We start from the raw sequence: 21,059 nt of genomic DNA on the forward strand, positions 1-21,059 counted from the left end.
GCGTGGCGTCCCTTAAGCTTGCCATCGCGGAGCGTCGCGTCACCGCACCGACGGCTCCCCGACCCCCGTTCGACCGAACGGTCCGATACCGTTCGCGGCGAACGATACCGAGTCGCGTACACCTATGCCCCGGGGACGAGACCGTTCGCCATGGCCCGCGTTCCCTACGCCGAGGCGTCGGACGTGCCGGACGAGTACGAGGACCTCTTGGAGTCGTCGCTTCAGGGCAAACCGCTCCACGTGTACCAGTCGGTCGGCAACAACCCGGAGGTGTTGGCGGGGATCCGGTCGTTCCTCGGGTCGCTGTGGACCGACAGCGGCCTCACCGACCGGGAGCGCGAACTCGTCATCTTGGCGGTCACGAGCGAGATCGAGAACCGCTACGAGTGGCACCAGCACGTCAACATCGCCCGCGGCGTCGGGATCGACGACGACGAGATCGCGGCGCTCGGGCGCGGTGACTTCGCGCCCTTCGGCGACGGAGAGACGGCGCTGGTCGAGTACGCGCTCGCGGTCGTCCGCGGCGAGGTCGACGCGGTCGCCCACGACGGGATCGCGGCGCTGTACGACGACGAGACTATCGTCGGCATCGCCGCGGCGGCCGAGGGGTACGACGCGCTCGGCGGGATGATCGACGCGTTCGACCTCGAACTGGAGCCGGGGACGGAGTTCCACGGCTGGGACCCGCGATAGCGGGGCGCCGACCGCGGTCCGATTTCGTTCGCTCGGCGACCGACAGGTTCGACAGGGACCGGCCCCTATCACGGGTATGACCGACACGGAGACCGCGACGGCGAACGGCGTCGCGGCCCGCTACGAGGAGACGGACGGCGAGCGCCTGCTCACCTTCTCGCGGGACGGCCGCGAGGCGACCGTCGCGCAGAACGCCGAGGGGTACGCGATGCTGAAGGTCCGGAACGGTCCGGACGGCGACGAGTTGGAGCGGTACTACGGGTTCGACATGGCGCTCGACCACGCCGCGGAGCTGCTCGGCGTCGACGTCCCCGATCTCCCGGTGCCGGACGCCGCGGCCGACATGGGGATGTAGCCGTGGCGGCGGCGGACCGCCCGGCCGGCGCAGTCGGTGCTTTCTCGCGGTTGATGTCGCCGACGGCGCCGAAACCAGCAACATAATCCGGCACCCGGAACGCGAGCCGAACGGCTTCGTGGGTGCGTGAGGTCGGATCGGAAACGCGCGGCGAGCCGTCAGACGTCGTGAGGCGACGATCGACGCCCGTGTGAACGGCACTCATTGACGAAATTAAATAACCACTATACATCATAGCCGGAGTTGAATATTCTCTATAGCCATATCTCCTTATGAGTGGCACCGTTACGAGGAGTCACGATGGAACGAAGACAATTCCTGCGCGGTACCGGCGCGGCGATCGGCGGCTCGCTCGTCGCCGGCTGCGTCGGGGGCGGGAGCGAATCGGGGACGGTGACGGTCGACTACGCGTACTACAACCCGGTCAGTCTCGTGTTGCGCGAGAAGGGCTGGCTCGAGGAGGCGTTCGCGGACACCGGCACCGACGTCGAGTGGGTGTTGAGCCTCGGGAGCAACCAGGCGAACGAGTACGCCCAGAGCGGCGAGGCGGACGTCTCCTCGACCGCCGGCATCGCGGCGCTGATGGCCCGCACGAACGGCGTGCCGATCACGACGCCGTACATCTACTCGGACCCCGAGTGGACCGCGCTCGTCACCTTCCAGGAGACCGGCATCGAATCGGTGGCGGACTTGGAGGGGAAGCGGGTCGCCGCCACGCGCGGCACCGACCCGTACTTCTTCCTGCTTCAGGCGCTCGAAGACGCGGGGCTGAGCTCGGACGACGTCGAAATCGTCAACCTCCAGCACCCGGAGGGGCAGTCCGCGCTCGTTCGGGGCGACGTGGACGCGTGGGCCGGGCTCGACCCCCACATGGCGGAGCTCGAGCTCGAACACGACGGCACGGAGCTGTTCTTCCGCGAGCCCCGGTACAACACCTACGGCTTCCTGAACTTCCTCGACGGGTTCCTCGCGGACCGCACCGAGGACGCGACGCGCGTCCTCGAGGCGTACGAGCGGGGCCGCGAGTGGGCGATAGAAAATCCCCAGGCGACCGCGGGGATCCTCGCGGACGCCTCCGAGATGTCCGAGCCGGTCGCGGAACGCGTTTTCACCAAGCGGAACGACCTCTCCGAGCCGATTCCGGGCGAACCGCACCGCGAGCTCCTCTCTAACCTCTCGCCGATCCTCGAACGCGAGGACCTCGTGACCGACGACGCGAACCCCGCCGGCAACGTCGACGAGCTGATCGACTCCGAGTTCGCGAGCGAGGTCGTCTGAGATGGCCGCCGACACTCGCCGGGAGTCGGACGTCTCCCGCGAGTCCGACTCCGGCCGCGGGTCGACGGCGAGCGGGTCGGCTCACGGCTCCGAGCCCCACAGCTTCGGTCCGGTTCCCCTCCCCGCCGCGAGCCGGTTCCGCCCCCTGCTCGGACTGTTCGTCCCCCTCGCTCTCGTCGTCGTCTGGCACGCACTCGTCACGACCGGCGTCTTCGCCGCCTACCAGTTGCCGCCGCCGCTTCGGGTGGCGAAGACCCTCTACGGGATGGCGGCGTCCGGAGAGCTGTGGGGCCACGTCGCCATCACGCTCCAGCGCGTGGCGCTCGGCGCGGGCCTCGGAATCGTCGTCGGCACCGTCTTCGGGACTCTCACCGGCCTTTCGCGGACGGCGAGCGACCTGCTGGACCCCCTGCTCCAGAGCCTGAAGAACATCCCGTCGCTGGCGTGGGTGCCGCTGTTCCTCCTCTGGTTCGGCATCGGCGAGACCGCGAAGGTGCTGCTCATCGCCGTCGGCGCGTTCTTCCCGGTGTACCTCAACCTCTCGACGGGCATCGCGGCGGTCGACGAGGAGCTGTTGGAGGTCGCCGAGGTGTACGACCTCGGGCGCGTCGAGTCGCTGCGGCGGGTCGTGTTCCCGGCCGCGCTCCCGGACCTGCTCGTCGGGATCCGCGGCGGCGTCGGGCTGGCGTGGATGTTCGTCGTCGCCGCCGAGCTGATCGCGGCGAGCCAGGGGATCGGGTTCCTGCTGAGCGACGGGCGGGCCCTCGCGCGGCCCGACATCATCGTGGGCTCGATCCTGCTTTTCGCCTTCCTCGGTAACTGCTCGGACGTCGCGGTGAAGGAGGTGAGGGACCGTGTCGTCGGACGCTGACGCGGACGTCACCCCGTCGTCGGCCGACGAGGTCAATGCGGCGACGCCGACCGGCGAGGCCGATCCCGACTCGTCGACCGCGGACCCGGTCCTCGCGGTCGACGACCTCCGGAAGCGGTACGACGATACCGTCGCGCTCGACGGCGTCGACCTCGCGGTCGCGGACGGGGAGTTCGTCGCCGTCGTCGGCCCCTCGGGCTGCGGGAAGTCGACGCTGCTCCGCGTGCTCTCGGGGCTCGAAGCCGAGTTCGGCGGGCGCGTCGCGGTCGACGGGACGGACGTGCGCGACGGCGGCAGCGACGCCGTCGGGATGGTGTTCCAGGAGCCGCGGCTGCTCGACTGGGCGGACGTGCGCGAGAACGTCGCGGTCGGGCTCCCGGCCGACGTCGACCCGGACGCTCCGGCGGCCCGCGAGCGCGTCGACGACCTGATCGAGACGGTCGGCCTCGACGGGTTCGCCGGGAGCCGGCCGGACGAGCTCTCCGGCGGGATGGCCCAGCGCGTCGCGCTCGCGCGCGGGCTGGCCTACGACCCCTCGGTGCTGCTGCTCGACGAGCCGTTCTCGGCGCTCGACCGGCTGACGAAGGCGGACCAGCAGGACCACCTGCTCGACGTGTGGGAGGAACGCGGGACGACCGTGGTCCTCGTCACCCACGACGTCGAGGAGGCCGTCTACCTGGCGGACCGCGTCGTCGTCCTCGGCGGCCAGCCGGGCACGGTCGAGTCCGTCGTCGACGTCGACATCGACCGCCCCCGCGACCGGGCGGACGCCGAACTTGTCGCGCTCCGCCGCGAGGTGACCGAGGCGCTCGGCCGGTAGCGACGTCCGCGATCCGGCGGTCGTGACGACCGGGCTCGGTCAGTGCGGATGGCTGGCACGCACCGCGCGCCGGCCGCCGTCCGAACGAAACGAACGTCGACCGGTGTTATTAATCGAGTTCCGGATCGGAATACGGGGTCGACCCTCGGTGTGTGTATTACCTCATTAAGGTGTATAGACATCAACGCAGTCCTGCGGTTTCCTCCGAACCTACCGCGTCGCCCCGAACTGCCGGTCCGCTCCGATTTTGCGATCGTCCAAACCGTTAAGTACCCGACCGTCTTGTCGTGAACCGATGACAGACATCACGGAGGCTTCGTCGGACACCCCGGCGGATCGAGTTCTTCCAGGGCACGATAGCTTCTAACGTCGATATCGGTCCTGTCAGGATCTTCGACACGACCCTGCGAGACGGAGAACAGTCACCACGTACTTCGTTCAGCTACGACGAGAAACGCCGCATAGCGGCGACGCTGGACGACATGAACACCCACGTCATCGAGGCGGGGTTCCCGGTCAACTCGGACGCGGAGTTCGAGGCCGTCAGCGACATCGCCGCCGCGACGGACACCACCGTCTGCGGGCTGGCGCGGGTCGTCGAGGGCGACATCGACGCCGCCATCGACTCCGGCGTCGAGATGGTCCACGTGTTCGTCTCCACCAGCGACGTCCAGCTGGAGGACTCGATGCACGTGACCCGCGAGGAGGCGAAGCAGCGCGCGGTCGACGCCGTCGAGCAGGTGAAAGACGCCGGCGTCGAGTGCATGTTCTCGCCGATGGACGCCACCCGGACGGACCCGGACTACCTGATCGACATCGTCGAGGCCGTCTCCGACGCCGGAACCGACTGGATCAACATCCCCGACACCTGCGGCGTCGGGATGCCGACCAGCTTCGGCGAGACGGTGAACGCGGTCGTCGAGGCGACCGACGCCCGCGTCGACGTCCACACCCACGACGACTTCGGCATGGCCGCCGCGAACGCGGTCATGGGCTTCGAGAACGGCGCGGAGCAGGCGCAGGTGTCGGTCAACGGGATCGGCGAGCGCGCCGGCAACGCCGCCTACGAGGAGGTCGTGATGGCCGTCGAGTCGGTGTACGGCGTCGACACCGGCATCGACACGACCCAGATCACCAAGCTGGCCCGGATCGTCGAGGAGGCCTCGGACATCCCGGTACCCGCGAACAAGCCCGTCACCGGGCGGAACGCGTTCGCCCACGAGTCGGGCATCCACGCCGCCGGCGTCATCGAGAACAGCGACACGTTCGAGACCGGCGTGATGACCCCGGAGATGGTGGGCGCCGAGCGCGAGTTCGTGCTGGGCAAACACACCGGCACGCACAGCGTGCGCAAGCACCTGGTGGAGGCCGGCTTCGACCCGACGGACAGCGAGGTCCGGAAGATAACCAAGCGGGTCAAGGAGTACGGCGCCGGCAAGCGGCAGGTGACCGCCGGCGACGTCGAGCGGTTCGCCGAGGAGGCGGACGTCACGCGCGAGGAGGAGGTCAGGGTCTGATGACCCTTTCCCCGACCGGATCGCCCCCCGAGCGACCGCGTTCGCGGTCGCGGGAGAACGCTGACCGGGGCCAGCGTCGACCCCGCGGCGCCCGTCGCCGTGCCGCGCGCCGCGTCGCCCGACAGGAATTTATACCCCGGCCGCGTTGCTCCGGGCGAGATGCGACGGCACACCGCGGCCGCGGAGCGCGCGAGCGTCCCGGGAGCCGTCGCGCCGATTATTGTAGGGGTATAACCCCCTACACTACCCCTTCCTCACCGACGCGACGCACCGCCGAACGCCGGCGGCCGGGCCGTTTCCCGCGCGTGGAGCGTTCGCCCGTTCGTCCCGCGTTCGCAGCGACCGACACGACAACCCGCCAGATGCCACACCGCACACCACTACGACAATGAGCGACACAGCAGCACAGCCGCGATCCGACGGCGACGAGGCCGACGACTCGTCGGCCGAGACCGCGACCGAGGAGCCGACCGAACCGGACGACGAAGGGGCCGCAGGCCCCGTCTCGACCGGCGCCGAGTCGGTCGTCGCCGCCCTCGAGGCCGCGGGCGCGAAGACCGCCTTCGGCGTTCAGGGCGGCGCGATCATGCCCGTCTACGACGCGTTGTACGACTCCTCGATCCGGCACGTGACGATGGCCCACGAGCAGGGCGCCGCCCACGCCGCGGACGCGTACAGCGTCGTCGCCGGCGAGCCGGGGCTCTGTATGGCCACGTCCGGGCCGGGCGCGACGAACCTCGTCACCGGCATCGCCGACGCGGACATGGACTCGGACGCGATGCTGGCGCTGACCGGTCAGGTCCCGACCGAGTTCGTCGGCAACGACGCGTTCCAGGAGACGGACACGGTCGGCGTCACGCGCCCCATCACGAAGCACAACTACTTCGCGGGCGGCGCGGACACCGTCGGCGACACGGTCGGCGAGGCGTTCGAGCTGTCGCGGGCGGGGCGTCCCGGCCCGACGCTGGTCGACCTCCCGAAGGACGTCACGCAGGACGACACCGACCGGACGCCCGGTCCGGCGACGGCCCCCGCGGGGACCGACCCCGACCCGAACGCGGACCAAGAGGCGGTCGAGGAGGCCGCTCGCGCCATCGAGTCGGCGGAACGGCCCGTCTGCCTGTTCGGCGGCGGCGTGATCAAGGCCGACGCGAGCGACGAGGCGCGGACGTTCGCCCGGAGCTACGGGATCCCGGTGACGACGACGATGCCGGGGATCGGCTCGTTCCCCGAGGACGACGACCTCTGCCTCTCGTGGGCGGGGATGCACGGCACCGGTTACGCCAACCTCGCGATCACTCACACCGACTGCCTGATCGCGGTCGGCACGCGGTTCGACGACCGGCTCACCGGCGGGATCGATACGTTCGCGCCCGAGGCCGAGGTGATCCACGTCGACATCGACCCCGCGGAGATATCGAAGAACGTCCACGCCGACTACCCGCTGATCGGCGACGCGGGCCGCGTGTTGGACCAGCTGACGGCGGCGGTCCGCGAGGCGCCCGACGCCGAGGCGTGGCGCGACCGGTGCGAGGAGTGGAAGGAGACGTACCCGCTCACGTACGCGACGCCCGACGACGAGCCGCTGAAGCCGCAGTTCGTCGTCGAGGCGTTCGACGAGGCGACCGACGACGACACGATCGTCACCACCGGCGTCGGCCAACACCAGATGTGGGCCTCGCAGTTCTGGACGTACTCGGAGCCCCGGACGTGGGTCTCCTCGCACGGGCTCGGCACGATGGGGTACGGCGTGCCCGCCGCGGTCGGCGCGCGCGTCGCGGCCGACACGATGGGCGAGGCGGACCGCGACGTGGTGTGCTTCGACGGCGACGGCTCCTTCCTGATGACGATGCAGGAGCTGTCGGTGGCGGTCCGCGAGGAGCTGGACATCACGATCGCGGTGCTGAACAACGAGTACATCGGGATGGTGCGCCAGTGGCAGGACGCCTTCTACGAGGGCCGCCACATGGCCTCCGACTACACGTGGATGCCCGAGTTCGACAAGCTCGCGGAGGCGTTCGGCGCCTTAGGCCTCCGCGTCGACGACTACGACGAGGTCGCGCCCGCGGTCGAGGAGGCGCTCGACTACGAGGGACCGGCCGTGGTCGACTTCCACGTCGACCCCGAGGAGAACGTCCTGCCGATGGTGCCGAGCGGCGGCGCGAACGGGAAGTTCGCGGCCGCGGAGGACCAGCTATGAGCGGCGACGCCTCGGACGACGCGGCCGTCGCGGACGGCTCGCGCACGACTCCCGACGCCGACTCCCGACCGCTCCCGGACGAACAGCCCGGGCCGGACGACCGCGACCATCCCGAGGGGCGCCGGAACCTCGAAGGGATCCGGATCGACCCCGTGGTCGAGGCCGAACACGAGTCGCGGCGCGCGGTTATCTCCGCGCTCGTCGAGGACGAGCCCGGCGTGCTCGCGCGCGTCTCCGGGCTCGTCTCTCGCCGGCAGTTCAACATCGAGAGCCTGACGGTCGGGCCGACCACCGTCGACGGCCACTCGCGTATCACGATGGTCGTCGAGGAGACGGACCCCGGCATCGACCAGATAGAAAAGCAGATGGCGAAGCTGAAGCCGGTCATCTCGGTCGGCGAGGTCGCCGGCGACGCGGTCACCTCCGAGCTCGTCTTACTGAAGGTCGAGGCCGACGACCCGGCCGCGGTCCACGCCGTCTCCGAGATGTACGACGGCCGGACGGTCGACGCCGGCCCGGAGACGATCACCGTCGAGCTCACCGGCGACAAGGCGAGCATCGACAACGCGATCGGCGCCTTCGACCGGTTCGGCATCGTCGAGATCGCGCGGACCGGGCCGACCGCGCTCGCGCGCGGAGACACCCCGACGGCCCCAGGAGAGAAACCCGGAACGGCCGGCGAACCGACCACCCACGACGACTGACACACGATACACATGACCGAAGACGACACGCAGACGTTCGACTCGACAGTATACTACGACGACGACGCCGACGAGGAGGCCATCGCCCACAAGACGGTGGCCGTCCTCGGCTACGGCTCGCAGGGCCACGCCCACGCGCAGAACCTCTCCGAGAGCGGGGTCGACGTGATCGTCGGCCTCCGCGAGGACAGTTCCTCCCGGAGCGCCGCCGAGAGCGACGGGCTCCGCGTGGAGACCCCCGCGGACGCGGCCGCCGAGGCCGACGTGGTGAGCGTCCTCGTCCCCGACACGGTCCAGCCGGACGTGTACGAGGCGGCGATCGAGCCGAACCTCGACGCGGGCGACACGCTCCAGTTCGCGCACGGGTTCAACATCCACTACAACCAGATCCAGCCGCCGGAGGACGTCGACGTGACGATGGTCGCGCCGAAGTCGCCGGGCCACCTCGTCCGCCGCAACTACGAGAACGACCAGGGGACGCCCGGGCTGCTCGCGGTGTACCAGGACGCGACCGGCGACGCCCACGACGAGGGGCTCGCGTACGCGGCCGCGATCGGCTGCACCCGCGCCGGCGTCGTCGAGACGTCGTTCCGCGAGGAGACGGAGACCGACCTGTTCGGCGAGCAGGCCGTCCTCTGCGGCGGCGTCACCTCCCTCGTCAAGCAGGGGTACGAGACGCTGGTCGACGCCGGCTACTCCCCGGAGATGGCGTACTTCGAGTGTCTCAACGAGCTGAAGCTCATCGTCGACCTGATGTACGAGGGCGGGCTCGGCGAGATGTGGGACTCCGTCTCGGACACCGCCGAGTACGGCGGGCTCACGCAGGGCGACGTCGTCGTCGACGAGCACGCCCGCGAGAACATGGAGGAAGTCCTCGAGAAGGTCCAGAACGGCCAGTTCGCCCGAGAGTGGATCGCGGAGAACCAGGCGGGTCGACCCTCCTACACGCAGCTCCGGAACGCGGAGAAGAACCACGAGATCGAGGCCGTCGGCGACGAGCTGCGCGGGCTGTTCGCGTGGGAGGAGTCCGCCGAAGACGACGAGGAGGAGAGCGCCGAGGTGACCGCCTGATGGGCGTCGGCGGCGACGCGAACCGGACCGACGAGGCCACGCAATCCGCGCGGGCCACGCGACCCACGCGCCACGCGGGTGAGTCCCGATGAGCGAGGGGACGCTGTACGACAAGGTGTGGGACCGCCACAAGGTGACTCGGTTACCGACCGGACAGGACCAGCTGTTCGTCGGGCTCCACCTCGTCCACGAGGTCACCAGCCCGCAGGCGTTCGGCATGCTGAAGGAGCGCGATCAGGAGGTCGCGTTCCCGGAACGCACCCACGCCACGGTCGACCACATCGTGCCCACGGGCAACCGCGACCGGCCCTACCGCGACGAGGCCGCAGAGAGCATGATGGCGGAGTTAGAGGAGAACGTCCGCGGCTCGGGGATTGACTTCTCCGACCCGGACTCCGGCGATCAGGGGATCGTCCACGTCATCGGCCCGGAGCAGGGGCTCACCCAGCCGGGGATGACGATTGTCTGCGGCGACTCGCACACGTCGACGCACGGCGCGTTCGGCGCGCTGGCGTTCGGCATCGGCACCTCGCAGATCCGCGACGTGCTGGCGACGGGCTGCGTCGCCATGGAGAAACAGAAGGTACGCAGGATCGAGGTCACCGGCGAGCTCGGCGAGGGCGTCACCGCGAAGGACGTCATCCTCACGATCATCGGGAAGCTCGGGACCGACGGCGGCGTCGGCTACGTGTACGAGTACGCCGGCGAGGCCATCGAGGACCTCGGGATGGAGGGACGGATGTCCATCTGTAACATGTCGATCGAGGGCGGCGCCCGCGCGGGGTACGTCAACCCCGACGAGACCACCTACGAGTGGCTGAAGGAGACGGACGCCTTCGAAGATGACCCCGAGGAGTTCGAGCGACTGAAACCCTACTGGGAGTCGATCCGGACCGACGACGACGCGGAGTACGACGACGTGGTCACCATCGACGGCTCGGCGATCGAGCCGACCGTGACGTGGGGGACCACGCCCGGACAGACCGCGGGCATCACCGAGCCGATCCCGGACCCCGACGACCTGCCCGAGGAGGACCGCGACACGGCGCGGCGCGCGCAGAAGCACATGCGCGTCGAGCCCGGCGACACGATGGAGGGGTACGACATCGACGTGGCGTTCCTCGGCTCGTGTACCAACGCGCGCCTGAAGGACCTCCGCGAGGCCGCGGCGTTCGTCGAGGGCCGCGAGGTCGACGACGATGTGCGCGCGATGGTCGTCCCCGGCAGCCAGCGCGTCCGCGACGCCGCCGAGGCCGAGGGGCTCGACGAGATCTTCAAGCGGGCCGGCTTCGACTGGCGCGAGCCCGGCTGTTCGATGTGTCTCGGCATGAACGACGACCAGCTGGAGGGCGACGAGGCGAGCGCCTCCTCCTCGAACCGGAACTTCGTCGGCCGGCAGGGCTCGAAGGACGGGCGCACCGTGCTGATGAGTCCGATCATGGTCGCGGCCGCGGCGGTGACCGGCGAGGTCACCGACGTCCGCGAGATGGAGGAGGTGGCGACCGTATGAGCTCGCCCGAGTTCAGCGACGGCGAGGCGCCGGCGGAGAAGGTCACCGAGGTCTCCGGCACCGGGATCCCGGTCCGGGGCAACGACATCGACACCGACCAGATCATCCCGGCGCGGTTCATGAAGGTCGTCACCTTCGACGGGCTGGGCCAGTTCTCCTTCTTCGACCAGCGGTTCGACGACGAGGACAACGAGAAGGACCACCCGTTCAACGAGGAGAAGTACAGGGGCGCGAACGTCCTGGTCGTCAACGCCAACTTCGGCTGCGGCTCCTCGCGCGAGCACGCCCCGCAGGCGCTGATGCGCTGGGGGATCGACGCCGTCGTCGGCGAGTCGTTCGCGGAGATCTTCGCGGGCAACTGCCTCGCGCTCGGGGTTCCGACGGTCACGGCCGACCAGGAGGACATCGAGGCGCTCCAAGACTACGTCGAGGCCAACCCCGACGCCGAAGTCGACATCGACGTGGCCGAGGAGACGGTTACCTACGGCGACACCGTGATCGACGCGGAGGTCCACGACGCGCAGCGGAAGGCGCTCGTCGAGGGCGTCTGGGACACCACGGCGCTGATGGGCGCGAACGCCGGCGCGGTCCGCGAGACCGCCCGGTCGCTGCCGTACGTGCCGGACGAACACGTGTCCGAGCCCGCCGCGGGGGACGGCGCGTGAGCCACGAGGTCGTCGTCATCGAGGGCGACGGGATCGGCCGCGAGGTCGTCCCCGCCGCCGTCGAGGTGCTGGAGGCGCTTCCGGTCGACTTCGAGTTCGTCGAGGCGGACGCGGGCGACGCGACGAAGGAGGCGACCGGCGAGGCGCTCCCGGCGGAGACGTACGATCTCGCCGCCGACGCGGACGCGACGCTGTTCGGCGCGGCCGGCGAGACGGCCGCCGACGTCATCCTCCCGCTCCGGGACGCCGTGGACTCGTTCGTCAACGTCCGGCCCGCCAAGGCGTACCCGGGCGTCGACGCGCTCCGCCCGGAGACCGACGTGGTGTTCCTCCGCGAGAACACCGAGGGCGTCTACTCCGGCCACGAGGACCGCCTGTCGGACGACCTCTCGACGCTGACGCGCGTCGTCACCTCGTCGGCCTCGCGCGAGCTGGCCGAGTACGCCTGCGAGTTCGTCGAGGACGGCCGCGGCCCCGCGGGCGACCCCGACGAGGGGTTCACCGTCGCGCACAAGGCGAACGTGATGCGCGAGACGGACGGTCGGTTCCGCGAGGAGGTCATGACGGTCGCCGCGGAGCGCGGCGTCGACGCCGACGAGGAGCTGATGGACGCGTTCGCGACGAAGCTCCCGCTCGACCCGACGCAGTACGGCGTGGTCGTCTGCCCGAACCTCGCGGGCGACGTGCTCTCCGACCTGGCCGCCGGGCTCGTCGGCGGGCTCGGCCTGCTGCCGTCGGCGAACGTCGGCCACGATAACGCGCTGTTCGAGCCGGTTCACGGCACGGCGCCTGACATCGCGGGCGAGGGGATCGCCAATCCGACCGCGGCGATCCTCTCGGCCGCCATGCTGTTAGAGTACCTCGGGCACGTCGAGGCTGGCCAGCGGGTGCGCGACGCCGTGGAGGGCGTCCTCTCCGACGGGCCGCGCACCGGCGACCTCGGCGGTGCGGCGACGACCGACGAGGTCACCGCGGCGATCGTCGATCGGTTGTAAGGCGTGTCTCACGGCCGGATCGAAGGGGCCGGCGGCCCGTCGGCGACCGCGGGCGAACCACAAGACAGGAAACCCTGCGGCCCCTCCGCCCGGATATGAGCAACTACGAAGTCGCGATGGAAGCCGCCTGGTTGGTCCGTGACGTCGAGGAGACCGACGACGCAATCGGCGTCGCGGTCAGCGAAGCCGGCAAGCGACTCAACGAGACGGACAAGCAGTACGTCGAGGTCGAGCCCGGCGTCACCGGCTGTCCGGCCTGCGGCGAGCCGTTCGACGCCGCGTTCCTCGCGGCGAACACGGCCCTGGTCGGACTCCTCTTGGAGATCGATATCTTCAACGCCGACAGCGAGGAGCACGCCGAGCGGATCGCGAAAAGCGAGGTCGGCGGCGCGCTCCGCGACGTTCCCCTCGAAGTCATCGACGTCTACGAGACCGAGGGCGACGAGGACGAGGAGACGGCCGAGCGATAGGCGCGACGCCCCGGCGCGAGTTCGGTCGGTGCCGAAAGCTTTTCTAATAACCATAAGTAATTAGTCGGCATGGAACTGCCGACGCCACAGGACCTCCGCGAGCGCCGGACCGCGCTCGATCTGACCCAGAGCGAGCTCGCCGACGCCGCGGACGTCTCCCAGCCCCTCATCGCGCGGATCGAGGGCGGCGACGTCGACCCGCGGCTCTCGACGCTCCGCCGCATCGTCAACGCCCTCCAAGAGGCCGAAGGCGAGGTCGTGCGCGCGGCCGACCTGATGAACGAGACCGTCATTAGCGTCGCGCCGGACGACGCCGTGAGCGCGGCCGTCGAGCTGATGGAGGCGGAGGCGTACTCGCAGCTCCCGGTCCTCCAGAACGGCGTGCCGGTCGGCTCGATCAGCCAGGGCGACGTGGTCCACGCCGGCGAGAACGTCGGCGACCACCCCGTCAGCGAGGTGATGAGCGAGTCGTTCCCGACGGTCGCCCCCTCGGCGACCGTCGACGAGGTCCGGAACCTGCTGGACCACTACAAGGCCGTGATGGTCACCGACGGCGGCGAGACCGTCGGGATCATCACGGAGGCCGACATCGCGGCGCAGCTGTCGTAACGCTCCGCGGGGCCGACCGCGCCGGACCGCGCCCTACTCCTCCCGTCGCTCGGAGAGCCGCTCCCAGATCTCCGTACAGCCCGCGCCGTCCTCCACGTCGTCGAGGTGGTCCGCACCGCCGTCGGGTCCGGCGTCCGTCTCTTCGTCCGTGTTCGCCTCGCTTTCGACGTCTCTTCGGTCGTCGTCGGTCGCTCGGGAACCGCCTCGCTCGGTCATCGTCGCTCCGAGACGTCGTCGAAGAGTTCGGGCGCCACGTCCGCGGACGCGTGCTGTCGGTGCTCGTCGTCGGTCGAGCCGTCGGGTCGATCGTCGGCGGGGCCGGGAACTGAGTCCGTCATTACACCGTCGTAACCGGGCGCGAGCCATAAGTGTCGGTACGCGTGTAAATCGAACCACTACTCTCGGATACCGGATTTCATGTCCGGTAATCCGGAGAGTAATTTCACCCTGTATGGCGGTGTAGTCTACCGGTTTCTCGATACCGGACCGTCATCGAAACCCTCGCCGGTTGCGAGCACCGTCACTCATTGGGTCGCCGCGCCCGAACCTCGGGCGTGACCACTCGATTGCGCGTCCTCGACGACGGTGCGTGGATCTCCGTCAACGACAGTCGGGAAGTGCGCGTCAGCGAACTGTGGCGGCTCGACGCGCCGGACCTGTGCGAGTGCGCGCTCGCGGATCTGGTCGTCGAGAACTTCCAGTCGGTGGGCGTCGACGCCTCCACCGTGGAGGCGAAGGTGTACGGCCAGTGTATCGCGTGTGGGGCGACGGGGACGACCGGCTGGGTCCCGCTCGGGCGGGTACGTAGGGGCGAGTTCGCCGAATTCGACCGCGCCGCCGTCCGGCGGGTGCGGCGCTGAGGGTAGCGGCAACACGTGCCACGTCGGCGGGGCACCGGGGAAGGTTGACGCCACGCCGTCAGCTATGTGGGTGTCGGCTGTAGGCCGGGGCGATGCCAACGGACGTCGAGAACTGGAAATCGGAGGTGTACGGCAACGAGATCCGCGACCGCCTGTTCGAGTTCGCCGAGGAGGGGTTCGACTCCATCCCGGACGACGAGCGGGACGCGTGGTTCGAGCGGTTCAAGTGGTGGGGCCTGTACCACCAGCGGAACGGCCAGGAGGGGTACTTCATGATGCGGATCGGGATGCCGAACGGCGTGCTCGAACCGGGACAGCTCCGCGTCGTCGGCGAGATCGCCGATGAGTACGCCCGCGGCCCCGGGACGAACCCGGTGTTCGGCGACGCGTACGCCGACTTCACCACTCGACAGTCGATCCAGCTCCACTGGATCGAGCTGTCGGACGTCCCGGCGATCTTCGAGAAGCTGGAGGCGAACGGCCTCTCGACCCAGCAGGCCTGCGGAGACTCGTGGCGGAACATCGTCGGGAACCCCGTCGCGGGCAAGGACGGACAGGAGGTGATCGACGCGTGGCCGGTGATACGGGACCTCAACGAGACGTTCAAGGGGAACGACGACCACGCGAACCTCCCGCGGAAGTGGAAGGTGTCCGTGACCGGCTCGGCCGACGGCTCCGGACAGGGCGACATCAACGACCTCGCGTTCGAGCCCGCGTACAAGGCGGTAAGCGGAGACGTCGGCGAAGGTGAGGGCGAGGCCGACGGCGGCGAGAGCGAGGACGCGGTCGGCTTCAACGTCAGGGTCGGCGGCGGACTCGCGCGCAACGAGCCGCGGCTCGCCCGCGACATCGACGTCTGGGTGCCGCCGGAGCGGGTGTCGGACGTGGCCGGCGGGCTCTCCGCGCTGTTCCGCGACTACGGCGACCGCGAGGACCGGTACAACGCGCGGGTGAAGTTCCTCGTCGACGAGTGGGGCGCGGAGGAGGTCCGCGAGACGCTCCAAGAGGAGTACGTCGACTTCGAGCTGGAGACCGCCGGCCGCGACGTCCGCGAGGAGTACACGTACAACGCGGGCGAGGGCAAGCGCAACGACCTGATCGGCGTCCACGACCAGAAGGACGGGTCGAACTTCGTCGGGCTGAACGTGCTCGTCGGGCGGATGGGCGCGGCCGACGTGCTCGAACTGGCCGACCTCGCCGAGGCGTACGGCTCCGGCGAGGTCAGGCTCTCGCAGCGGCAGAACGTCATCGTCACCGACGTGCCGGACGACGCGCTCGACGAGTTCCTCGACGAACCGCTGCTCGAACACTACTCGCCGGACCCCTCGCCGTTCATGCGCGGCTCGGTCGCGTGTACCGGCACGGAGTTCTGCTCGCTGTCGATCGTCGAGACGAAGAACCGGCAGGTCCGGTTCGCGCGCTGGCTGAAAGAAAACGTCGACCTCCCCGACGGCGTCGACGAGTTCCACATCCACCTCTCCGGGTGTACGGCCTCGTGCGCGCAGCCGCAGATCGCCGACGTGAGCCTGCGCGGGATGAAGACCCGCAAGGACGGCGACCCGGTCGAGGCGCTCGACGTCGGCCTCGGCGGCGGGCTCGGTGAGGACCCCGGGTTCGCTCGGTGGGTCACCCAGCGCGTGCCCGCCGACGAGGTGCCGGGCGCGATCGCGAACCTGATCGAGTCGTTCACCGCCGAGCGCGACGGGGACGAGTCGTTCCGGGCGTTCGTCGCCCGCCACGACGACGAGGAACTCGACGCCCTCGTGGAGCCGGAGGAGACCGACTACGAGGACCCGATGTTGCACAACACGAAGCGCACGTGGTACCCGTACGCCGAGGACGACGCGATGGAGGACGCGCCGCCGACGCCGGCGGACGACTGACGATGCCGGATCGCCTCATCCGCGTGAACGCCTACACGACGCTGGACCTCGTCGACGGGCGCACCCGCGGCCACGAGTTCGAGGCCGACGCCCCCGGCGTCGTGAACGTCACCGCGCCCCGCGAGGACCCCGAGCACGTCACGCTGGCGGTCGAACTCGACAACACGGCGATCGACGACCTCGCCGCCCACGCGGACGAGATCGACCTCTCGCCCGCGCAGGCGAGAACGCTCGCCGAGGCGCTGGAGTCGACGGCGGACCGCGTCGAAGCCGCGCGAAGCGGCGACGACGGGGATTTATAAACGAACTGGGCGGTGGCGCGTGCCGACGAGCGGCCGCAGGCCGCGAGTCGCGCGCGCGAGGGACGCGGTGAGCGCTCGAAGAGCGCGAACCGCGAGGCTGGGGAGGTGTGAGGTGCGGTGCGGTCGCGGTCGGGTGGGACTCAAAGGGGCAGTCGCGAGCAAGCCGTAGGCGATGCAAGCACCGGAAGGAGCGAGCAGCGCGAGCGACCGAGGAGCGCAGCGAGCGTACGGCTTGCTCGCGACTGGGGCTTTGGCGGTGTTCGCCGTCGATCCGTGGTCCGCTATTTATAAAAGAACGACTGGGGCTTTGGCGGTGTTTGCCGTTGATCCGTGATCCGCTATTTATAAACGAACGGCTGGGGCTTTGGCGGTGTTCACCGCAGATCCAGAGTCAACGATTTATAAGCGATCAGCTGAGGATCGGAAGCGGTCCGCCGCGCGAGTACCGGCTTCTCAGCGACCGCGTAGAAACCCGCGAGAAATGACCCTCACGCCACCGTCCATTTATAAACGATCGAGAGCGGATTCCACAGCAACCACTTATAAATTCAATCCGCGGATCGCGACGCTCCCCTCGTCGCCCTCGCTTTCCTCCACGCGCCCGATCACGCGACCATCGGTCTCGTCAGCCAGTGACTCGGCCGCGTCGGGGTCGAGCGCCGCGACGAAGCCGGTCCCCATGTTGAACGTGCGGTGCATCTCCTCGTCGGAGACGCTCCCCTCGGACTGTACGAACTCGAACACCGGCTGGGGGGCGAACGCGTCGTCGATCACGTAGCGGTGGCCGCCGAGGCGTTCGAGGTTCGTCCAGCCGCCGCCCGTCACGTGGGCCGCGCCGCGGACGCCGTGGGCGCGCATCGGGTCGAGCAGGTCGGCGTAGATCCGCGTCGGTTCGAGCAGCGCCTCGCCGACCGTCTCGTACCCCTCGAACGGGCACGGATCGGTGTACGCGTGGTCGCGCGTGACGGCCTCCCGCGCCAGCGTGAGTCCGTTCGAGTGGATCCCCGACGAGCGCCAGCCGACCAGGGCGTCGCCCGGTTCCGCCCGGCCGTCGAACACGCCGTCCTTCGCGGCGAGGCCGGCGCACGTGCCGGCGAGGTCGAGCCCGCGGACCACCTCGGGCATCACCGCCGTCTCGCCGCCGACGAGCTCCATGCCCGCCAGTTCGGCGCCGCGGGCGAGCCCCTCGCCGACCTGCTCGGCGAACCGCTCGTCCGGCTCGTCGACCGCGAGGTAGTCGACGAACGCGACGGGACGGACGCCGGCCGCGACGAGATCGTTGACGTTCATCGCGATACAGTCGATTCCGACCGTGGAGTAGTCGCCGAGCGCCTCCGCGACGAGCAGCTTCGTCCCGACGCCGTCGGTCGCGAGCGCGAGGTAGCGGTCGCCGATGTCGAGCAGGCCGGCGTACTCGCTCCCCGAGCCCTCCGCCTCGGTGTCCGCCCCGACCGCGCCGATAAGCGCCGCGGTCGCGGCCTCGCTCGCGTCGATGTCGACGCCCGCGTCCGCGTAAGTGAGTTCGTCGCCGTCGCCCTGTCCCCCGTCGTCGCCCGCCGATCCGCCGTCGCCGCCGCCGTTGCCCTCGGTCATGTGTGAGGGGGCACGCCCGCGGAGCAAAAGCGCACCGTTCCGGCGGGCGGGGAGCGGTCGCGGAACCAGACGGGGCGGCGATCGTGACGGGCCGGCGATCAGAACGGCCCGCCGAACCCGAGCCCGACGACGAAGACGAGCCCGAAGGCGAGCAGCACGGACGGGACGAAGACGGCCGCCCAGACCGGTTTGCTCCACCCCATCACCGTCTTCCCGTCGAGCGGGCCGTACGGGACGAGGTTGAACGCGGCGAGGAACGCGTTGATCGCGATGCCGCGCGCGCCGAGGATGATGACGATCTCGCTGCCGACGATTCCGCCGAGCGCGTACAGCGGGAAGAAGGCGACCATCAGCCCGAGGTTCACGGCGGGGCCGGCGAGCGCGATGTGGCCGTGTTCGCGGGGCGTCAGCCGCCCGCGATGGTGGACGGCGCCCGGCGCCGCGAAGATGAACCCGAGGAGGGAGCTCATCACGGCGAGGAACAGCATGCTGTTGTCCGCGCGGAACTCCGCGACCTGGTCGTAGTGGACCGCGACCACCTTGTGCGCGACCTCGTGGAGGAGGAAGGCGACCCCGGCGGTCGCGAGCGCGACGAACAGCGGCGGGACCACGCCCGCCGCGAGTATCCGTCCGATCCCGCCCGAGCCGCCGACGAAGAACAGCATGAACGCCACGCCGAGCGCGAGCCACGCGACGAGCAGGTCGCGGATCTCCTGTCCGCTGAAGTAGAGCCCCGCGATCCGCCGCCCGGAGACCGCGCTGTCGCCGCTCATGCGATCCCCCCCACGGCGCCGCGGACGAGGTCGGCGCCGTTGATCGCGCCCTCGACGAGCAGTCGCCCGACGTCCTCGACGCCGCCGACCTCGGCGCCGAACATCGCCGGGATGACGTACGCCGCGAAGAGGAAGCTGGCGACGATGCTCCCGACGTTCGTCATCGCGACGACGACGATGAGCCGGAACAGCGGCACGTCGAGCATCGCGGAGACCAGCTCCGCCGCGGAGCGCGTCTCGTCGGCGAGCAGGTCGTTCAAGGCGCCGATGTCGGCGACGTTGACGGTCAGGCTACGGAGCTCGACGTAGCCGGTGAACCAGCCGGGCGCGAGCAGCGGGTTGATCGAGGTCAGCCACGCGACGGCGCCCCCGACGGCGGCCGAGAGCCAGCGCGCGCCGGCGACCTTCGCGAACGCGAACGCGAAGATCCCGTTGATCAGGAACCACGCGCCGAATAAGCGGAGCAGGAACGCGTTGCCGGCCCCACCGAGCGCGAGCAGGAGGAAGAAGCCGACGAAGCCGACGGTGATCGCGTAGCCGACCGCCTTCTTCCACGGGAGCCCGCGTCCGGTCTCCTGCCCGACCAAGTCCTCCATCGGCGGGAGCGTCGAGGGACTCCTGAGGTACCCCTCGATCCCCGCCCGGTGGCCGGCGCCGACGACGGCGACCACGTCGTGCCCGGCCTCGCGGAGCGCGACGAGCCGGTGGGCGATGAACGCGTCGCGCTCGTCGATGAGCGCCTCCGCACCGCCCGGGGAGAACTGCCGGAACTCCTCCATCATCATCGTCACCACGTCGGTGTCGGTGAGGTCGGCCTCGTCGAGCTCCTCGATCCCGCCGGCCTCGGCGTCGACCTCGCCGCCGGCGAACGCCCCGACCGCGACCGCGAGGACGGCGCCGAAGACCAGGCCGAGGCCGATGCCGATCCCGAAGCCGCCGATCGCCGTCACGGGGAAGCCGCCGAGGTACGTCGAGACGACGCCGTTCGCGACGCCCGTGACCCCGGCGGCGACGCCGGCGGCCAGTCCGGTGCCCACAGCGGCGTAGAGCCGCTGGTCCGGCGAGAGCGCGAGCGTGCCCACTTGGTCGACGACGACGCCCACGGCGAGCGCGACGAGGACGCCCGCTGCGACGCTCGTCAGGATCGCCGTCGTGATCCCCACCGCGCCGCCGAAGAGGCCGATCGCCGGCCCCGCGAGGATCCCGACGAAGAGCCCGCCGATCACGCCGGCGACGCGCGGGTCGCTGACGCCGAACGCCAGTCCGCCGACGAGCCTGAGCTTCTCCGTGACCGTCATCCGCGCCCAGAAGCGCTGGATCGTCGTCTGGATGTCGCGGTCGACGAGGGCCACGTCGATGCCGAGCGACTCCGCGAGGTCGACGGCGGCCTTCATGTCCGCCCCCGGCTCGATGTCGAACCGCTCGCCCAGTTGGGTCTGGACGTACGAGAGCATCCAGTACGCGAGGAACTGGAACACGGTGTTCCCCTTGAGCAGGTCGCCGGCGTCGAGGTCGTCGGGAGTCTCGCCGTTGAGCTGGCGGTAGCGCCCCTCGTCGAGCTCGACGGCGACGACGTCGGGTCGTTCCCGCTCTATCGCCTCCTCAACCTCGTCGACGGACTGCTCCGACACGTGCGCGGTCCCGACGACCGTGACCCTCCCCTCGCCGGCCGCGTCGCCGCGCGGCGCGCTGTCAAGGTCGCCGCCGTCGGCCCGCGGGGATCGGTCGGTCGACGGGGGCGCCTCCTCGCTCCCCCGTGACGGCTCTGTCATCACCCCTCGTACTCGGTCGCCGCGTTTAGGGTTTGTGAGTCGGTCGCTGGCTCCGGGCCGCACCCCGACCGTCCGCGCGTTCCCGCCGATCCAACAAATTTGTATTCTCACGCGTCTC

22 protein-coding genes are annotated in these 21,059 nt (G+C 69.9%); 17 read left to right on the forward strand and 5 right to left on the reverse strand.

Annotation, left to right across the window (positions count from 1 at the left end):
* The first annotated feature begins 150 nt into the window (after nt 1-150).
* From CPZ01_RS02615 to CPZ01_RS02680, 14 genes are all read left to right on the forward strand, one after another.
* Entirely contained in the window at nt 151-693 is a 543-nt protein-coding gene (locus CPZ01_RS02615; protein ID WP_096393295.1) for a carboxymuconolactone decarboxylase family protein, read from the forward strand.
* Between the two features lie 76 nt (nt 694-769).
* Nucleotides 770-1,048, forward strand: coding sequence for a DUF7111 family protein (locus CPZ01_RS02620; protein WP_096393296.1), 279 nt, complete (start codon nt 770-772; stop codon nt 1,046-1,048).
* 300 nt (nt 1,049-1,348) lie between these two features.
* Nucleotides 1,349-2,326 (forward strand): substrate-binding domain-containing protein, encoded by a 978-nt coding sequence (locus CPZ01_RS02625; protein WP_096393297.1) that lies wholly within the window; start codon nt 1,349-1,351, stop codon nt 2,324-2,326.
* Nucleotide 2,327: 1 nt separating this feature from the next.
* The gene (locus tag CPZ01_RS02630) at nt 2,328-3,197 is read left to right on the forward strand and encodes an ABC transporter permease (protein WP_096393298.1); all 870 of its coding nucleotides are present in this window, start codon (nt 2,328-2,330) and stop codon (nt 3,195-3,197) included.
* Nucleotides 3,181-4,017: an ABC transporter ATP-binding protein gene (locus CPZ01_RS02635; protein ID WP_096393299.1), complete on the forward strand. Its 837-nt coding sequence runs from the start codon at nt 3,181-3,183 to the stop codon at nt 4,015-4,017. The genes CPZ01_RS02630 and CPZ01_RS02635 overlap by 17 nt, the downstream gene beginning before the upstream one ends.
* A gap of 335 nt (nt 4,018-4,352) precedes the next feature.
* Complete coding sequence (locus CPZ01_RS02640; RefSeq protein ID WP_463605026.1) at nt 4,353-5,534, forward strand: LeuA family protein; 1,182 nt, start codon at nt 4,353-4,355, stop codon at nt 5,532-5,534.
* 388 nt (nt 5,535-5,922) lie between these two features.
* The gene (gene ilvB / locus CPZ01_RS02645) at nt 5,923-7,734 is read left to right on the forward strand and encodes a biosynthetic-type acetolactate synthase large subunit (protein ID WP_096393301.1); all 1,812 of its coding nucleotides are present in this window, start codon (nt 5,923-5,925) and stop codon (nt 7,732-7,734) included.
* A complete protein-coding gene (gene ilvN / locus CPZ01_RS02650) occupies nt 7,731-8,438 on the forward strand; it encodes an acetolactate synthase small subunit (RefSeq protein ID WP_096393302.1) in 708 nt (235 codons plus the stop codon). Before ilvB ends, ilvN begins: the two co-directional genes overlap by 4 nt.
* Before the next feature lie 12 nt (nt 8,439-8,450).
* Nucleotides 8,451-9,509: a ketol-acid reductoisomerase gene (ilvC, locus tag CPZ01_RS02655; RefSeq protein WP_096393303.1), complete on the forward strand. Its 1,059-nt coding sequence runs from the start codon at nt 8,451-8,453 to the stop codon at nt 9,507-9,509.
* 88 nt (nt 9,510-9,597) lie between these two features.
* The gene (gene leuC / locus CPZ01_RS02660; RefSeq protein ID WP_096393304.1) at nt 9,598-11,019 is read left to right on the forward strand and encodes a 3-isopropylmalate dehydratase large subunit; all 1,422 of its coding nucleotides are present in this window, start codon (nt 9,598-9,600) and stop codon (nt 11,017-11,019) included.
* Complete coding sequence (gene leuD / locus CPZ01_RS02665) at nt 11,016-11,684, forward strand: 3-isopropylmalate dehydratase small subunit (protein ID WP_096393305.1); 669 nt, start codon at nt 11,016-11,018, stop codon at nt 11,682-11,684. Before leuC ends, leuD begins: the two co-directional genes overlap by 4 nt.
* Nucleotides 11,681-12,679 (forward strand): isocitrate/isopropylmalate family dehydrogenase, encoded by a 999-nt coding sequence (locus CPZ01_RS02670; RefSeq protein ID WP_096393306.1) that lies wholly within the window; start codon nt 11,681-11,683, stop codon nt 12,677-12,679. Before leuD ends, CPZ01_RS02670 begins: the two co-directional genes overlap by 4 nt.
* Before the next feature lie 95 nt (nt 12,680-12,774).
* Nucleotides 12,775-13,149, forward strand: coding sequence for a DUF555 domain-containing protein (locus CPZ01_RS02675; protein ID WP_096393307.1), 375 nt, complete (start codon nt 12,775-12,777; stop codon nt 13,147-13,149).
* A gap of 69 nt (nt 13,150-13,218) precedes the next feature.
* Complete coding sequence (locus tag CPZ01_RS02680) at nt 13,219-13,758, forward strand: CBS domain-containing protein (RefSeq protein WP_096393308.1); 540 nt, start codon at nt 13,219-13,221, stop codon at nt 13,756-13,758.
* A 33-nt stretch (nt 13,759-13,791) separates the two neighbouring features.
* Here the strand turns inward: CPZ01_RS02680 and CPZ01_RS02685 are convergent, their stop codons facing one another.
* Nucleotides 13,792-13,974, reverse strand: coding sequence for a hypothetical protein (locus CPZ01_RS02685; protein WP_096393309.1), 183 nt, complete (start codon nt 13,972-13,974; stop codon nt 13,792-13,794).
* Entirely contained in the window at nt 13,971-14,096 is a 126-nt protein-coding gene (locus CPZ01_RS15660; RefSeq protein ID WP_269459581.1) for a hypothetical protein, read from the reverse strand. The genes CPZ01_RS02685 and CPZ01_RS15660 overlap by 4 nt, the downstream gene beginning before the upstream one ends.
* A 216-nt stretch (nt 14,097-14,312) precedes the next feature.
* Between CPZ01_RS15660 and CPZ01_RS02690 the strand changes: the two genes are divergently transcribed.
* The 3 genes from CPZ01_RS02690 to CPZ01_RS02700 all read left to right on the forward strand — a co-directional run bounded on the left by CPZ01_RS02690 (nt 14,313) and on the right by CPZ01_RS02700 (nt 16,803).
* Nucleotides 14,313-14,618: a hypothetical protein gene (locus tag CPZ01_RS02690; protein ID WP_172863921.1), complete on the forward strand. Its 306-nt coding sequence runs from the start codon at nt 14,313-14,315 to the stop codon at nt 14,616-14,618.
* A gap of 92 nt (nt 14,619-14,710) precedes the next feature.
* Nucleotides 14,711-16,501 carry a nitrite/sulfite reductase gene (locus tag CPZ01_RS02695; protein WP_096393310.1) on the forward strand — a complete coding sequence of 597 codons (1,791 nt, stop codon included), beginning with the start codon at nt 14,711-14,713 and terminating at the stop codon, nt 16,499-16,501.
* Nucleotides 16,502-16,503: 2 nt separating this feature from the next.
* A complete protein-coding gene (locus CPZ01_RS02700) occupies nt 16,504-16,803 on the forward strand; it encodes a DUF6360 family protein (RefSeq protein ID WP_096393311.1) in 300 nt (99 codons plus the stop codon).
* A 540-nt stretch (nt 16,804-17,343) separates the two neighbouring features.
* On the opposite strand, the gene purM is transcribed toward CPZ01_RS02700, so the two are convergent.
* The 3 genes from purM to CPZ01_RS02715 form a co-directional block, all read right to left on the reverse strand.
* A complete protein-coding gene (gene purM, locus CPZ01_RS02705) occupies nt 17,344-18,396 on the reverse strand; it encodes a phosphoribosylformylglycinamidine cyclo-ligase (protein WP_096393312.1) in 1,053 nt (350 codons plus the stop codon).
* A 98-nt stretch (nt 18,397-18,494) separates the two neighbouring features.
* Entirely contained in the window at nt 18,495-19,169 is a 675-nt protein-coding gene (locus CPZ01_RS02710) for a zinc metalloprotease (RefSeq protein ID WP_096393313.1), read from the reverse strand.
* Entirely contained in the window at nt 19,166-20,941 is a 1,776-nt protein-coding gene (locus CPZ01_RS02715) for a TraB/GumN family protein (RefSeq protein ID WP_096393314.1), read from the reverse strand. The genes CPZ01_RS02710 and CPZ01_RS02715 overlap by 4 nt, the downstream gene beginning before the upstream one ends.
* Between the last annotated feature and the right edge of the window lie 118 nt (nt 20,942-21,059).

It is taken from the genome of Halorubrum trapanicum (assembly GCF_002355655.1).
Taxonomy (GTDB): Archaea; Halobacteriota; Halobacteria; order Halobacteriales; family Haloferacaceae; genus Halorubrum; species Halorubrum trapanicum_A.

Excerpts from the sequence above, each read along its gene's own strand:
- CPZ01_RS02695 (WP_096393310.1), top strand. The coding sequence starts at position 14,711 with ATGCCAACGGACGTCGAGAACTGGAAATCGGAGGTGTACGGCAACGAG.
- CPZ01_RS02685 (WP_096393309.1), bottom strand. The coding sequence starts at position 13,974 with ATGACCGAGCGAGGCGGTTCCCGAGCGACCGACGACGACCGAAGAGAC.
- CPZ01_RS02620 (WP_096393296.1), top strand. The coding sequence starts at position 770 with ATGACCGACACGGAGACCGCGACGGCGAACGGCGTCGCGGCCCGCTAC.
- CPZ01_RS02625 (WP_096393297.1), top strand. The coding sequence starts at position 1,349 with ATGGAACGAAGACAATTCCTGCGCGGTACCGGCGCGGCGATCGGCGGC.
- ilvB (WP_096393301.1), top strand. The coding sequence starts at position 5,923 with ATGAGCGACACAGCAGCACAGCCGCGATCCGACGGCGACGAGGCCGAC.
- leuC (WP_096393304.1), top strand. The coding sequence starts at position 9,598 with ATGAGCGAGGGGACGCTGTACGACAAGGTGTGGGACCGCCACAAGGTG.
- CPZ01_RS02630 (WP_096393298.1), top strand. The coding sequence starts at position 2,328 with ATGGCCGCCGACACTCGCCGGGAGTCGGACGTCTCCCGCGAGTCCGAC.
- CPZ01_RS02700 (WP_096393311.1), top strand. The coding sequence starts at position 16,504 with ATGCCGGATCGCCTCATCCGCGTGAACGCCTACACGACGCTGGACCTC.
- CPZ01_RS02715 (WP_096393314.1), bottom strand. The coding sequence starts at position 20,941 with ATGACAGAGCCGTCACGGGGGAGCGAGGAGGCGCCCCCGTCGACCGAC.
- leuD (WP_096393305.1), top strand. The coding sequence starts at position 11,016 with ATGAGCTCGCCCGAGTTCAGCGACGGCGAGGCGCCGGCGGAGAAGGTC.
- purM (WP_096393312.1), bottom strand. The coding sequence starts at position 18,396 with ATGACCGAGGGCAACGGCGGCGGCGACGGCGGATCGGCGGGCGACGAC.
- ilvN (WP_096393302.1), top strand. The coding sequence starts at position 7,731 with ATGAGCGGCGACGCCTCGGACGACGCGGCCGTCGCGGACGGCTCGCGC.
- CPZ01_RS02680 (WP_096393308.1), top strand. The coding sequence starts at position 13,219 with ATGGAACTGCCGACGCCACAGGACCTCCGCGAGCGCCGGACCGCGCTC.
- CPZ01_RS02675 (WP_096393307.1), top strand. The coding sequence starts at position 12,775 with ATGAGCAACTACGAAGTCGCGATGGAAGCCGCCTGGTTGGTCCGTGAC.
- ilvC (WP_096393303.1), top strand. The coding sequence starts at position 8,451 with ATGACCGAAGACGACACGCAGACGTTCGACTCGACAGTATACTACGAC.
- CPZ01_RS15660 (WP_269459581.1), bottom strand. The coding sequence starts at position 14,096 with ATGACGGACTCAGTTCCCGGCCCCGCCGACGATCGACCCGACGGCTCG.
- CPZ01_RS02710 (WP_096393313.1), bottom strand. The coding sequence starts at position 19,169 with ATGAGCGGCGACAGCGCGGTCTCCGGGCGGCGGATCGCGGGGCTCTAC.
- CPZ01_RS02615 (WP_096393295.1), top strand. The coding sequence starts at position 151 with ATGGCCCGCGTTCCCTACGCCGAGGCGTCGGACGTGCCGGACGAGTAC.